The 12,533-nt window shown below is 73.6% G+C and carries 14 protein-coding genes; 2 read left to right on the top strand and 12 right to left on the bottom strand.

Annotated features, from left to right (window positions below; translation table 11 throughout):
• Positions 1-114: 114 nt before the first annotated feature.
• The 9 genes from ACZ4NT_RS15965 to ACZ4NT_RS15925 all read right to left on the bottom strand — a co-directional run bounded on the left by ACZ4NT_RS15965 (position 115) and on the right by ACZ4NT_RS15925 (position 8,111).
• The gene (locus ACZ4NT_RS15965) at positions 115-648 is read right to left on the bottom strand and encodes an amino-acid N-acetyltransferase (protein ID WP_467725797.1); all 534 of its coding nucleotides are present in this window, start codon (positions 646-648) and stop codon (positions 115-117) included.
• Positions 649-657: 9 nt separating this feature from the next.
• Complete coding sequence (locus tag ACZ4NT_RS15960; RefSeq protein ID WP_121405309.1) at positions 658-1,086, bottom strand: BlaI/MecI/CopY family transcriptional regulator; 429 nt, start codon at positions 1,084-1,086, stop codon at positions 658-660.
• 196 nt (positions 1,087-1,282) lie between these two features.
• The gene (locus tag ACZ4NT_RS15955; RefSeq protein WP_121405308.1) at positions 1,283-1,462 is read right to left on the bottom strand and encodes a hypothetical protein; all 180 of its coding nucleotides are present in this window, start codon (positions 1,460-1,462) and stop codon (positions 1,283-1,285) included.
• Positions 1,463-1,475: 13 nt separating this feature from the next.
• The gene (locus ACZ4NT_RS15950; RefSeq protein WP_467725843.1) at positions 1,476-2,132 is read right to left on the bottom strand and encodes a hypothetical protein; all 657 of its coding nucleotides are present in this window, start codon (positions 2,130-2,132) and stop codon (positions 1,476-1,478) included.
• Positions 2,133-2,569: 437 nt separating this feature from the next.
• The gene (locus tag ACZ4NT_RS15945) at positions 2,570-3,367 is read right to left on the bottom strand and encodes a type III pantothenate kinase (protein WP_121405306.1); all 798 of its coding nucleotides are present in this window, start codon (positions 3,365-3,367) and stop codon (positions 2,570-2,572) included.
• A gap of 5 nt (positions 3,368-3,372) precedes the next feature.
• Complete coding sequence (gene nadC, locus ACZ4NT_RS15940) at positions 3,373-4,365, bottom strand: carboxylating nicotinate-nucleotide diphosphorylase (RefSeq protein WP_467725841.1); 993 nt, start codon at positions 4,363-4,365, stop codon at positions 3,373-3,375.
• 5 nt (positions 4,366-4,370) lie between these two features.
• The gene (locus ACZ4NT_RS15935) at positions 4,371-6,146 is read right to left on the bottom strand and encodes an L-aspartate oxidase (RefSeq protein WP_121405305.1); all 1,776 of its coding nucleotides are present in this window, start codon (positions 6,144-6,146) and stop codon (positions 4,371-4,373) included.
• Positions 6,143-7,144, bottom strand: coding sequence for a pantoate--beta-alanine ligase (panC, locus tag ACZ4NT_RS15930; RefSeq protein WP_467725793.1), 1,002 nt, complete (start codon positions 7,142-7,144; stop codon positions 6,143-6,145). The genes ACZ4NT_RS15935 and panC overlap by 4 nt, the downstream gene beginning before the upstream one ends.
• A gap of 34 nt (positions 7,145-7,178) precedes the next feature.
• Positions 7,179-8,111: a Rossmann-like and DUF2520 domain-containing protein gene (locus ACZ4NT_RS15925; protein WP_467725791.1), complete on the bottom strand. Its 933-nt coding sequence runs from the start codon at positions 8,109-8,111 to the stop codon at positions 7,179-7,181.
• Between the two features lie 173 nt (positions 8,112-8,284).
• Between ACZ4NT_RS15925 and ACZ4NT_RS15920 the strand changes: the two genes are divergently transcribed.
• Positions 8,285-9,508: a threonine aldolase family protein gene (locus tag ACZ4NT_RS15920; RefSeq protein ID WP_467725790.1), complete on the top strand. Its 1,224-nt coding sequence runs from the start codon at positions 8,285-8,287 to the stop codon at positions 9,506-9,508.
• An 80-nt stretch (positions 9,509-9,588) separates the two neighbouring features.
• Here ACZ4NT_RS15920 and ACZ4NT_RS15915 read toward each other — a convergent pair whose 3' ends face one another.
• A complete protein-coding gene (locus ACZ4NT_RS15915) occupies positions 9,589-9,804 on the bottom strand; it encodes a hypothetical protein (protein WP_121405301.1) in 216 nt (71 codons plus the stop codon).
• Between the two features lie 159 nt (positions 9,805-9,963).
• On the opposite strand from ACZ4NT_RS15915, the gene ACZ4NT_RS15910 reads away from it, so the two are divergent.
• Positions 9,964-11,070: a DUF5937 family protein gene (locus ACZ4NT_RS15910; protein WP_121405300.1), complete on the top strand. Its 1,107-nt coding sequence runs from the start codon at positions 9,964-9,966 to the stop codon at positions 11,068-11,070.
• Between the two features lie 18 nt (positions 11,071-11,088).
• Here the strand turns inward: ACZ4NT_RS15910 and ACZ4NT_RS15905 are convergent, their stop codons facing one another.
• On the bottom strand, positions 11,089-11,721 hold the full coding sequence (locus tag ACZ4NT_RS15905) for an AAA family ATPase (protein WP_121405299.1): 633 nt from the start codon (positions 11,719-11,721) through the stop codon (positions 11,089-11,091).
• A gap of 65 nt (positions 11,722-11,786) precedes the next feature.
• Complete coding sequence (locus ACZ4NT_RS15900; protein WP_121405298.1) at positions 11,787-12,461, bottom strand: response regulator transcription factor; 675 nt, start codon at positions 12,459-12,461, stop codon at positions 11,787-11,789.
• Positions 12,462-12,533: the final 72 nt, after the last annotated feature.

Below are 12,533 nucleotides of genomic sequence, written 5' to 3'. Positions count from 1 at the left end.
CGGAAAAACACAAACCCCTGGGGAGGACTCACAGCCCGCGGGAAGACCGGAAACATGCGCGTTTCGGACATAGGGAACCCGGGCATGGCTCCCCGCCGGAATAGTCGCCGGCGATCACAGATGCAGAAGCATCCGACTGTTGCCCAAGGTGTTCGGTTTCACTCGTTCGAGACCGAGGAACTCCGCCACGCCCTCGTCGTAGGAACGCAGCAGCTCCGCGTAGACATCGGTGTCAACCGGCGTCTCACCGATCTCGGTGAAGCCGTGTTTCGCGAAGAAGTCCACTTCGAAGGTCAGACAGAAAACGCGCCGAACGCCGAGCCAGCGAGCGGTCTGCAGCAACTTCCCGAGCAGATGGTGGCCCACTCCCACACCCCTGACCGCGGGGTTCACGGCGAGCGTGCGGACTTCCGCGAGGTCTTCCCACATCACGTGCAGCGCCCCGCAGCCCACCACCTCGGCGTTGTCGTCGCGTTCCGCGACCCAGAACTCCTGGATGTCCTCGTAAAGCGTCACCGTCGCTTTGTCGAGCAGGATGCGGCGCTCCACGTACGAGTCGAGGAGCCGGCGCACCGCCGGGACATCGCTGGTCCTGGCCCGGCGGACGGTGATGGCTTTTGCGGGGGCTTCGGGATGCTCTGCTGGCATGGGCGGACGCTATCGTCCGGTGTCGTCCTGAGGCGCGGCGGGGTTCTCGTCGGGACGGCCGGAGGTTTCATCCTCGGTTTCGGACGTTTCCGGACCCTGCACGATGGCTACCGCGTTGCGCAGCGCGAGACGCTGTTCCTCGCTCATCATCCCGAAGAAGGCCACGAGAGCGGCCGCCGGGTTGTCGCTCTGGGACCAGGCCTCGTTCATCAGGGCGGCGGCGTAGGCGGCTCGTGTGGAGACCGCTTCATATCGATAGGCCCGGCCTTCGGCCTCGCGGCGCACCCAGCCCTTCTGATGGAGATTGTCCAAAACGGTCATCACCGTGGTGTACGCGATGGACCGTTCCTGCTGAAGGTCTTCCAGGACTTCTCGAACGGTCACCGGGCGGTTCCACTTCCACACCCGCGTCATGACCGCGTCTTCGAGTTCTCCCAATGGGCGAGGCACAGCCAGAACAATAGTGGGAGAAGCCGCCGATGGCGTGCCGGACGTGCGCTTTCAACGGCAAACGGCAACAAAAAGGGCGTACGACTCGAACATCGGATGAGTCGTACGCCCGGGTGGGGCGGGGTCTCGCCCGAGGTCCGGCCGCGGCTGCGGCGGGGCCTCGGGCGGGAGTGGTCCGGGGGCCTCAGGCGCCGGTGTCCCGCGGGGCCTGGCGGGCGCCCTCGGCGCGGGCGAGGGCGGCGTCGACGACGGCGTCCTCCTTGGCCTTGTTGGCCCCACCCTGGGTCTTCACGATCGTCACGATCAGCCCGATGAAGAACACGGCCATCACGACGGGGGGCACGAGCGCGGAGACGTAGTCCATGGCTCCAGGGTAGCTAGCCCGCCGCCAGCTCCTGATGCGGGTCGGCGGTCGGCGGTCCCGGTTTGCGCTTCGGCGGGAAGACCTCGCCGGGCGTGGGGATGGGGCGGTCCGGGCGCGGACTCTTCACGGGGGGCTGCGGCCTGGGCTCCGCCGGGCGCCCGGCGGGCTTCTTGGCGGGGTCTCCGGCGGCCTCGCGGGCACGGTCGGAGCGGGGGCCGCCGAGGCGGCCGGACGGGCCGGAGAGGCCGCCCGGGAGGGCGAGGAGGTGGCTGCGGGAGGCCGGGACGGTGGGGGTGGAGCGGGTCGCGAGGCGCGCGCGGACGTCCTGCTCGGCGAGGACGCGGCAGCGGTCCAGGAGGACGGCCGCGGCGGGGTTGCCGCGGAGGGCGCGCAGGGCGGCGAGGTCGTCCGGGACGGGCCGGTAGCCGGCGCCCAGGACGTCGTCCAGGAGCGCGAGGTAGCCGGTGACGGTGCCGGGCAGGGCGGCGCGGTAGCGGGTGAGTTCGGCCAGCATGAAGGCCCGGAGCCTTTCTCCCTCGCGGGTCGCCTCGTCTAGGGACTCGGCGAGTCGGAGACAGTCCTGGACGTCCTCGGCCGGGGCGGGGCTGGGGTGGAGGGCGAGGGCGAGAGCACGGCGGAGCACACGCAGCTCCTCCGCGCCGAACGCCATGCCGCCGCGGGATCCATATGGCGTGGGCATGCGGCGACGATACGCGCTAATCAGACAAAATTCGCATACCGGGGTGTTGTGGCGTGGGGGTTGCTCTGTCCGGCGCCATCGGGGGGCGGGGCCGTTCGTCGGTGGGGGTGCGCTGTCGGTGCGGGTGCGCTGCGGGTGGTGGGTGGGTCGGGGCCGTGCCGGTACATCCGCCCGTCGCCAGTTGGCACCTCCGTCCGTCACCAGCGTTCCTCGGTGGGGTGTGGCCCCGTCTCGACGGGCATCTGATGTACCGGCACGGCCCCTTCCGTGCACTGGCGGCTGCGGGCGCGTACCCATTGCGCTGCGGGCACGCGGGGGGCGCAGGCGGTACCCCTTCGGCGCCGGGTTCGCCGTCCCGCCCCGGCGCCGGCCGGGGCGGTAGGGCTGACGGCGGGGTGAGGGGGTGGTCAGGTGCGGGAGACGTTCCGCTCGTAGACCATGCGGAGGCCGATCAGCGTGAGCCAGGGCTCGTGCTCGTCGATCACGGAGGACTCTCCGAGCACCATCGGCGCCAGCCCGCCCGTCGCGATGACGGTCACCTCGTCCGGGTCCTCGGACAGCTCGCGGGCCATCCGGTTGACGACTCCGTCGACCTGGCCGGCAAAGCCGTAGATGATCCCGGACTGCATGGCCTCGACCGTGTTCTTGCCGATCACCGCGCGCGGGCGGGCCACCTCGATCTTGCGGAGCTGGGCGCCCTTGACCCCGAGCGCGTCGACGGAGATCTCGATGCCGGGGGCGATGACACCGCCCACGTACTCACCGCGCGCGCTGACCGCGTCGAACGTCGTCGCCGTCCCGAAGTCGACGACGATCGCCGGCCCGCCGTAGAGCTCCACGGCGGCCACCGAGTTGATGATGCGGTCCGCGCCGACCTCCTTGGGGTGGTCGGTGAGGATCGGCACGCCGGTCTTCACGCCGGGTTCGACGAGGACCGCGGGGACGTCGCCGTAGTACCGGCGGGTCACCTCGCGCAGCTCGTGCAGGACCGACGGGACGGTGGCGCAGATCGCGATGCCGTCGATGCCGTCGCCGAGTTCCTCGCCGAGCAGCGGGTGCATCCCCATCAGGCCCTGGAGGAGGACGGCGAGCTCGTCGGCCGTACGGCGGGCGTCGGTGGAGATGCGCCAGTGCTCGACGATCTCCTCGCCGTCGAAGAGGCCGAGGACCGTATGGGTGTTGCCGACGTCGATCGTGAGGAGCATCTGTCCTACTCCGCCTCGTCCGTCGACGCCTCGCGCAGGTCGAGGCCGATGTCCAGGATGGGTGCGGAGTGGGTGAGGGCACCCACCGCCAGGTAGTCGACGCCCGTCTTCGCGTAGGCCTCCGCGTTGTCGAGGGTGAGCCGGCCCGACGCCTCCAGCAGGGCGCGGCCCTCGACGATCGCGACGGCCTCCTCGCACTCGGCCGGGGTGAAGTTGTCCAGCAGGATCAGGTCGGCGCCCGCGTCCACCACCTCGCGCAGCTGGCTCAGGGTGTCGACCTCGACCTCGATCGCCAGCTCCGGGAAGCTCGCCCGGACGGCCTGGAAGGCCTGCGCCACGCCGCCCGCGGCGACCACGTGGTTGTCCTTGACGAGGGCCGCGTCCGAGAGCGACATGCGGTGGTTGACGCCGCCGCCCATGCGCACCGCGAACTTCTCCAGGGAGCGCAGTCCGGGCGTCGTCTTGCGGGTGTCGCGCACCCGCGCCGAGGTGCCCTCCAGGGCGTCGGCCCACGCGCGCGTGGCGGTGGCGATGCCGGAGAGCCGGCACAGCAGGTTGAGCGCGCTGCGCTCGGCGGTCAGCAGGTCACGGGTGCGGGTGGTGACGCTGAGGAGCTTCTGGCCCGCCTCCACGCGGTCGCCGTCCAGGACGTGCCGCTCCACCTCGAACTCGTCCGTGCAGACGACCGAGATGACGGCCTCGGCGACCCGCAGTCCCGCCACGACGCCCGCCTCGCGGGCGGTGAAGTCGGCGGTGGACACGGCGTCCTCGGGGATCGTCGCGACGGTCGTCACGTCCACGCCGTGGTCGAGGTCCTCCTCGATGGCGAGGTGCGCGATGTCCTCGACCTCCACGGGGTCGAGCCCCGCGTCGGCCAGGAGCTGGGCGAGGGCGGGGTCGAGCCCGCACTCCAGGTACTCCTCGCCCGGTTCGGCGGCGCAGCCGCAGCCGTCGCCGCAGCCGCCGCTCTGGGCGAGGGGAAGGTCGGGGGTGCTCACTTCGGTCACTGCTCCTGGGGACGGGGCGACGGCTGGGGCATGGAGGTTCCCGTGGTCCGGGTGGGACCGGAGGACTCGGGAAGGGTCGGGGGGAAGTCTGCTGTCTCGGTGGTGCGCACGGCGAGCGAGCGGTCGGGATTCAGCCGTACGACGATGTGCCGCCGCCAGTCCGTGTCGTCGCGGTCGGCGTGGTCCTCGCGCCAGTGGCAGCCGCGGGTCTCCTCGCGGCGCAGGGCGGCGGCGACCAGGACCCGGGCGACGCACAGGAGGTTGGTGGACTCCCACGTGTCGACGCCGGGCTCGGAGGTCTTGCCGTTCTCGTCGAGGGCGTCGCGGGCGTCCGCGTGCAGGCGCTGGAGGCGGTCGGCGGCGGCGGCAAGGGAGTCGGCCGAGCGCAGCACACCGGCGCCGTCGGTCATGATCCGCTGGATGGCGAACCTGGCCTCCGGGGCGAGCAGCGGGTGCGCGGGCCGCTCGGGGTGCGGGACGGGTGCCGGCACGCGCGCGTGGAGGTGGTCCTCCGCGTGGCGGCCGGCGATGTCGGCGGCGATCCGCTCGGCGTAGACCAGCCCCTCCAGGAGGGAGTTGGAGGCGAGCCGGTTGGCACCGTGGACGCCGGTGCAGGCGACCTCGCCGCACGCGTACAGGCCGGGGACGGTCGTACGGCCGTGGTGGTCGGTGCGGACACCGCCGGAGGCGTAGTGGGCGGCCGGGGCGACGGGGATGGGCTCGGTCACCGGGTCGATGCCGTGGGCACGGCAGGCGGCCAGGATGGTCGGGAAGCGGTGCTCCCACATGTCGGCGCCGAAGTGCCGGGCGTCGAGGAACATGTGCTCGGCGTCCAGCTCCTGCATGCGGCGCATGATGCCCTTGGCGACGATGTCGCGGGGCGCGAGCTCGGCCAGCTCGTGCTGTCCGGTCATGAAGCGCACACCGTCGGCGTCGACCAGGTGGGCGCCCTCGCCGCGCACCGCCTCGGAGACCAGGGGCTGCTGGCCCTCCGCGTCCGCGCCGAGGAAGAGCACCGTCGGGTGGAACTGCACGAACTCCAGGTCGCTGACCTCGGCGCCGGCGCGCAGGGCGAGCGCCACACCGTCGCCGGTGGAGACGGACGGGTTGGTGGTGGCCGAGAAGACCTGTCCCATGCCGCCGGTCGCGAGGACCACGGCGGGCGCGTGGACGGCGCCCACGCCGTCGTGCTGGCCCTCGCCCATGACGTGCAGCGTGACCCCGGCGGTGCGGCCGTCGGCGTCCGTGAGGAGGTCCAGGACCAGCGCGTTCTCGACCGTGCGCAGGCCCCGCGCGCGGACCGCGTCGACGAGCGCGCGGGAGATCTCGGCGCCGGTCGCGTCGCCGCCCGCGTGTGCGATGCGGCGGCGGTGGTGGCCGCCCTCGCGGGTCAGTTCCAGGGCGCCCTCGGCGGACTCGTCGAAGTGGGCGCCGGTCGCGATCAGCCGCCGTACGGCGTCGGGGCCCTCGGTGACGAGGATGCGGACGGCCTCCTCGTCGCACAGGCCGGCGCCCGCCACGAGGGTGTCGTCCAGGTGCTGCTCGGGGGTGTCGCCCTCGCCGAGGGCGGCGGCGATGCCGCCCTGCGCCCAGCGCGTGGAGCCGTCGTCCAGGCGGGCCTTGGTGACGACGACCGTCCGCAGGCCCGCGGCCTCGCAGCGGAGGGCCGCGGTGAGCCCGGCGACGCCGGAGCCGACCACGACGACGTCGGCCTCGACGGACCAGCCGGGGGCGGGGGCGTGCAGGCGTATGCCGGTACCTGTGCCGGTCACGAGGCGGCTCCGAAGGTCAGGGGGATGTTGTCGATCAGCCGGGTCGCCCCGACCCGGGCGGCGACGGCGAGGACCGCCTCGCCGGTGTGGTCGTCCGTGATATCGGTGAAGTCCGAGGGGTCGACCAGGGCCAGGTAGTCCAGGACCAGCGCGGGCTCCAGGCGGGCCGCGTCGTCCAGGACGAGGCGGGCGGCGGCGCGCACGGCGGCCGGGCCCGAGGTGCCCGCGGGGGCCGCCTTGGCGACGGCGTGCGCGTCGGCGGCGGCGCGGGACTCCCCTATGGCGCTGAGCGCCTCGGCACGCGCCCGCGTGGCGGGCACTTCCCGGGCCCGGGCCCGCAGGGCCTCCTGCGCGGCGTGCCGGTCGCGGCCCGCGAACAGGGCCTGGGAGAGCGCGAGCGCGGTGCGGCGCTCGTCGGCGGAGAGGTACCGGTTGCGGCTGGACAGGGCGAGCCCGTCCTCCTCGCGCACGGTGGGTACGCCGACGATCTCCACGCCGAAGTTCAGGTCGCGCACCATGCGGCGGATCAGGGCGAGCTGCTGGGCGTCCTTCTGCCCGTACAGCGCCACGTCGGGCCGGGTGAGGTGCAGCAGCTTGGCGACGACGGTGAGCATGCCGTCGAAGTGCCCGGGCCGTACCGAGCCCTCCAGGCGTCCGCCCATGGGGCCCGCGCTGACGCGGACCTGCGGTTCGCCGCCCGGGTAGACCTCGTCCACGGCGGGGGCGAACACGACGTCCGCGCCCGCCGCCTCGGCGATCTTGAGGTCGGCGTCGAGGGTGCGCGGATAGCGGTCGAGGTCCTCGCCCGCGCCGAACTGCAGCGGGTTCACGAAGACCGTGACGACCACTTCGCCGTCGCCGCCGGCGATCTCGCGGGCGGTGCGGATCAGGGTGGCGTGGCCCTCGTGCAGGGCGCCCATGGTCATCACCACGGCGCGCCGGCCGGTGCGTGCGCGCGCGTGCAGGTCGTCTGCGGTGCGCAGCAGGGCGGTGGTCATCGGTCGCTCCCGTCGGGGCGCAGGAGGGGCGTGGTCATCGGTCGCTCCCGTCGTCGGGCAGGGTCGCACCGTCGGCGAGCACCCCCAGCAGGTCTTCGGCGAGTTCCGGCTTGAGCAGTCCGTGGGCGAGGGCGCGGTCGGCGGTCGCGCGGGCCATCGCCAGGTAGCCGGCGACGGTCCCCGGGGCGTGCCGGCGCAATTCGGCGACGTGCGCGGCGACGGTGCCCGCGTCCCCCCGCGCCACCGGGCCGGTGAGAGCCGCGTCGCCGGACCTGAGGGCGTTGTCGAGGGCGGCGCCGAGCAGCGGGCCGAGCATGCGGTCGGGGGCCTCCACGCCCGCGGTGCGCAGCAGCTCCATGGACTCGGCGACGAGGGTCACCAGGTGGTTCGCCCCGAGGGCGAGGGCCGCGTGGTAGAGCGGCCTGCTCTCCTCGGCGATCCACTCCGGCTCGCCGCCCATCTCGATCACCAACGCCTCGGCGGCCAGGCGCAGCTCCTCGGGAGCGGTGACCCCGAAGGAGCAGCCGGCCAGTCGCTGGACGTCCACGGCGGTGCCGGTGAAGGTCATCGCCGGGTGCAGCGCGAGCGGCAGGGCGCCCGCGCGCAGCGCGGGGTCGAGCACCCGTGCGCCGTACCGCCCGGAGGTGTGGACGAGCAGTTGGCCCGGGCGGACGGCTCCGGTGTCGGCGAGCCCCTCGACGAGGCCGGGCAGGGCGTCGTCGGGGACGGTCAGCAGGACCAGGTCGGCGCGCTCCATGACCTGGGCCGGGGTGACCAGGGGCACGTCGGGGAGCATGCGCGCGGCGCGCCGGACGGAGGCGTCGGAGACCCCGGAGACGGCCACCGGGCGGTGTCCGGCCAGCTGGAGGGACGCGGCCAGCGCGGGGCCGACGCGTCCGGCGCCGACGACGCCGACGGTGAGCCGCGCGGGGCGGTCCTTGGGCTCTGGCTGTTGGAATGTACTCACTCGACGGCGGCCTTCCCGTTCCAGTCCGCTCGGGGTACCGGACGATTTCTCGTCATGTTAACGCGATCGGTTCGAGGGCCGGTCGGTTGTCCACAGCCTGTGGGTTTCCGCGGACCTTCGGAAGACCCGGAATCGGGGTGCCGGTGCGGGTCGCCGCGGGGGATGATCCCGGGATGAGCGATACGGCGGAGCAGAGCGAAGAGCGGGCGGCGCAGGACGACGGGCAGGCGCCGGGGACCGGCCCCGGCCAGGGCGGGACCCCCTCGGCCGGGCAGCGCAGGGAGCGGCGGACGGCCGCCTACCGGGGCGCCCGCCGGCTGCTCGCCCGTACCGGTCACCGGTCCACCCTCCGGGAGCGGCTGGCGCTTCTGGACGACGCGGCGGACCTGTACGACCTGGACGAGCCCGTGGACGTCTACGGGAACGGGATCGTCGAGGCCCTGGAGGAGCGGGTCGCCGGGCTGCTGGGCACGGAGGCCGCCGCCTACTTCCCCACCGGCACGATGGCCCAGCAGGTGGCCCTGCGCTGCTGGGCGGCCCGTACCGGGAACCCGACCGTCGCCCTGCACGCGCTGTCCCACCCCGAGGTGCACGAGCGGAACGCGTTCAGCACGGTCAGCGGGCTGCGCCCGGTCCGGGTGGCGGACGGACCCCGGCTGCCGACCGCCGAGGAGGTACGCGACTTCGAGGAACCCTTCGGCGCGCTGATGCTCGAACTGCCGCTCCGGGACGCCGGTTTCGTCCTGCCCACCTGGGAGGAGCTCACCGGGGCGGTGGACGCGGCCCGGGAGCGGGACGCGGTGGTCCACATCGACGGGGCCCGCCTGTGGGAGTGCACCTCGCACTTCGGGCGCCCGCTGGACGAGATCGCGGGCCTCGCGGACAGCGTCTACGTGTCGTTCTACAAGTCCCTCGACGGGTACGGCGGTGCCGCGCTGGCCGGTCCGCGGACCCTGGTCGACGAGGCGAAGACCTGGCGCCACCGCTACGGCGGCATGATCATCCAGCAGTTCCCCGCGGTGCTGTCGGCGCTCGCCGGCCTGGAGCGCGAGCTGCCCCGGCTGCCGGAGTACGTGTCCCACGCGCGCGTGGTCGCCGGCGCGCTGCGGGAGGGCTTCGCCGCCGCGGGGGTGCCGTGGGCGCGCGTCCACCCCGAGCAGCCGCACACCCACCAGTTCCAGGTGTGGCTGCCGTACGACCCGCTGGTGCTGGACGACGCGGCCGTCGCACAGGCCGAGGAGACCGGCACGTTCCTGTTCGCCAACAACTGGATCCGGGGCGGACCGGGGGTGTCGTACATCGAGATGACCGTGCGGTCCGCGGGTCTGGAGTGGACGGCGGAGGACGTCGGGAAGGCCGTGGCGGACTTCGTGGCACGGCTGCCCGCCGCCCCCTAGGCGGGCCGCGGGCACGGCCGCCCGGCGCGGCGCGGGCCCTCCGTGCGGCAGGGGCGGCGCCAGGCCGCGCCCGGACCGGGTCAGCGGCCCGGGTGCGGCCGGGCGTGCAGCCACCGGCTCACGGCACCCCGCATCCGCCCGCGGGCCGGGCGCCCCGCGACGACGGCCCGGAACCGCCGGAGCTCGCGCAGCTCGCGCACGGCCTCCCGGTCGTGCGCGCCGGGCGCGGGCGGGACGGGCTCGCCGTGCTGCCGGGCGCGGTAGGTGTCCAGGAGGTACTGCTGGGTGACGCTCATGGCGGACCGCCTCTTCGGGACGGGAACGGATGGGATCCGGTGGGCCCGCGGTGCCCCGGTGCATCCCAGCCTGCGCCCGTTCGCGGCGTCTGTCCCCCCGGTCCACGGCCTACGTCGATCGGGGACGGCGTTGTCGGTGGCGCGGTGCACCATGAAGGCATGAGCGTGAGCATCGACATCACCGGGCTGCGGCGGGAGCGGGTCGCCGTCGTGCCATCCCCGCTGGCCGAGCTCGGGATGGCGCTGCACGCGCTGTCCGAGCCCGGGCACCACCCGGGGCTCCAGGGCTGGGCGACCACCGTGACCGCGGGCCTCGACCCGCACCTCGCGGACCGCATGTGCGAGGCCGACTTCCTGTGGCGTACGACGTTCTCGGACCTCTTCCTGCCTGCCGCGGGCATCCCGGGCGGCTCCACCCCGCCCGGGGCCACGCTCACCGAGGACCTGGACCTGCTGGACAAGCTGACGGACGAGCAGTTCGTGGCCGCGACGCTGGAGTTCACGGGTGCGCTGGCGTACGACGTGCCCGGTCCCGACGCGCTCCGCGACCCGCGGCTGCGCGCGCGTGCCCTGGACCTGGCCGCCTCCCGCGGGCCGCGCCAGGTGCGTTTCGCCCGGCGGCTGCTGGAGGACCCGCCCGGCGTGCGGGCCTGGCTGCGGCAGTTCCTCCAGGACTGCGACGAGGCCTTCTTCGCCGAGGCGTGGTCCCGGCTGCGGCACCAGCTCGCGGCGGACGCCCGGCACAAGACGGATCTGTTCCGGCGCAGGAGCCTGGCCGAGGCGCTGGCCTCGGTCTCCCCGGCCGTGGTGCTGGACGAGCCCGCCGGGCGGATCACCGTGGACAAGCTGGCCGACGGTCGCACGGCGACCGTCGACGGCGGCCTTCTGCTCGTGCCCACCACGCTCGGCTGGCCCCATCTGATGGTCCTCCACCGCCACGGCTGGCAGCCGGTGCTGCACTACCCCGTCGGGTCCCCCGAGATGGCCGCCCCGCCCTCGGTCGAGCAGCTGACCCTGCGGATGACGGCGCTGTCCCATCCCGTGCGGATGCGGATCTGCCGTCATCTGGCCCGTACCGCCTACACCACGGGCGAGCTGGCGCAGGTGCACGGCATGACGGCCCCCGAGATATCCCGGCACCTCGGCGTCCTCAAGAAGGCCGGCCTGCTCACCACGCGCCGGCGCGGGCGCTACGTCCTGCACCAGCTGGACGTCACCGTGGTGGCCCGGCTCGGCAGCGACTTCCTGGAGGGCATCCTGCGCTAGGTCGTGTGCGGGAGGGCGTCAGTCGAAGCGGATGTGCCTGGCCCCCGTCCACGCCCGCCGCAGGCGCCCGCGCAGGGCGCCGTCCCGGTTCGGCGTGAGCGTCAGTCCGGCCAGGACGGCGATCCGCTCGGCGGTCCTGGCGACGGTCGTGCGGTCGGTCCACAGGTGCTCGGCGAACTCCGGCTCGCGCAGCCGCTCCAGACAGTGGTCCAGCCGCCCCACGGCCCAGCTCTCCCGGCGCAGGGGGGCGTCCTTCCCGGCGACGTACCGGAGCAGGTGTCCGAAGCCGCGCTCGCGCAGCCGCTCCAGTACGGTCTCGCGCTCGGCGAGCAGCGCGAAGTGCCGTACGTCGTGGCCCAGTTCGCGCAGCCGGCCGACGGTCTCCGCGAAGTAGCGGGGCTCGGTGACCGTCATGGGGACGATCACGACTCCGTCGTGCTTCGCGAGGGCGAGATCCAGCACCTCGACCACGCCCTGCCGCCAGGACGTCAAGTCCTGGAAGTCGCCGCGCAGTTCGGGCGGCAGCATGCGGCGCAGCCCGAAGCCGGCGTGTTCCGGGTCGCAGATGACGGAGCCGGGCAGCCGGCGCCGGATCTCGTGTGCGGTCTGTGTCTTGCCGCCCCCGAAGGGGCCGTTGATCCACAGGAGCATGCACAGACCCTAGTGGCCCCCGGTCACCCGCCGGTCACGCGTCCGGGCGCCCCCGGACGCCCGCCTCAGCCGTGGCCGCCACCCGCCCGGACGAGCCCCGTCTCGTAGGCGAGGACGACGACCTGGACCCGGTCGCGCAACCCCAGCTTGGTGAGGATGCGGCCCACGTGCGTCTTGACGGTCGCCTCGGACAGGACCAGCCGGGCGGCGATCTCGCCGTTCGACAGCCCCTGCGCCACCAGCACCATGACCTCGCGCTCCCGGTCGGTGAGCCGCTCCAGCTCCTTGTGCTGGGGCTGCTTGCCGGCGCTGGGCAGCATCGGCGCGAACCGGTCCAGCAGGCGGCGGGTGGTGGAGGGCGCGACGACGGCGTCACCGCTGTGCACCGAGCGGATGGCGGTGAGCAGTTCGCCCGGCGGCACGTCCTTGAGCATGAAGCCGGAGGCGCCCGCCTTCAGCCCCGAGAACGCGTACTCGTCGAGGTCGAAGGTGGTCAGGATCAGCACCTTCGGCGGCTCGGGCTCGGAGCAGATCCGGCGGGTGGTCTCCACACCGTCCAGCTTCGGCATGCGGACGTCCATCAGCACCACGTCGACCTCGGTCCCCCGCAGCACCTGCAGCGCCTCGACGCCGTCGCCCGCCTCGGCCACGACCTCCATGTCCGGCTGGGCGGCGAGCACCATCCGGAAGCCGGTGCGCAGCAGCACCTGGTCGTCGACGAGCATCACGCGGATCGCCATCGGGGTCCTTTCAGAGACGTACGGGGGTCGGTGGATTCGGAGTCGGCGAGGCACGGGCGCGGGGCGACCGTA

The organism is Streptomyces sp. NPDC026417, from assembly GCF_055567695.1.
This window is presented reverse-complemented; position numbering and strand designations above follow the sequence as displayed.

Bases quoted from the DNA above. Each gene is read 5' to 3' on its own strand.
- ACZ4NT_RS15965 (WP_467725797.1), bottom strand. From the start codon at position 648: ATGCCAGCAGAGCATCCCGAAGCCCCCGCAAAAGCCATCACCGTCCGC.
- ACZ4NT_RS15955 (WP_121405308.1), bottom strand. From the start codon at position 1,462: ATGGACTACGTCTCCGCGCTCGTGCCCCCCGTCGTGATGGCCGTGTTC.
- ACZ4NT_RS15950 (WP_467725843.1), bottom strand. From the start codon at position 2,132: ATGGCGTTCGGCGCGGAGGAGCTGCGTGTGCTCCGCCGTGCTCTCGCC.
- ACZ4NT_RS15945 (WP_121405306.1), bottom strand. From the start codon at position 3,367: ATGCTCCTCACGATCGACGTCGGCAACACCCATACGGTCCTCGGCCTC.
- panC (WP_467725793.1), bottom strand. From the start codon at position 7,144: ATGACCACCGCCCTGCTGCGCACCGCAGACGACCTGCACGCGCGCGCA.
- ACZ4NT_RS15920 (WP_467725790.1), top strand. From the start codon at position 8,285: ATGAGCGATACGGCGGAGCAGAGCGAAGAGCGGGCGGCGCAGGACGAC.
- ACZ4NT_RS15915 (WP_121405301.1), bottom strand. From the start codon at position 9,804: ATGAGCGTCACCCAGCAGTACCTCCTGGACACCTACCGCGCCCGGCAG.
- ACZ4NT_RS15910 (WP_121405300.1), top strand. From the start codon at position 9,964: ATGAGCGTGAGCATCGACATCACCGGGCTGCGGCGGGAGCGGGTCGCC.
- ACZ4NT_RS15905 (WP_121405299.1), bottom strand. From the start codon at position 11,721: ATGCTCCTGTGGATCAACGGCCCCTTCGGGGGCGGCAAGACACAGACC.
- ACZ4NT_RS15900 (WP_121405298.1), bottom strand. From the start codon at position 12,461: ATGGCGATCCGCGTGATGCTCGTCGACGACCAGGTGCTGCTGCGCACC.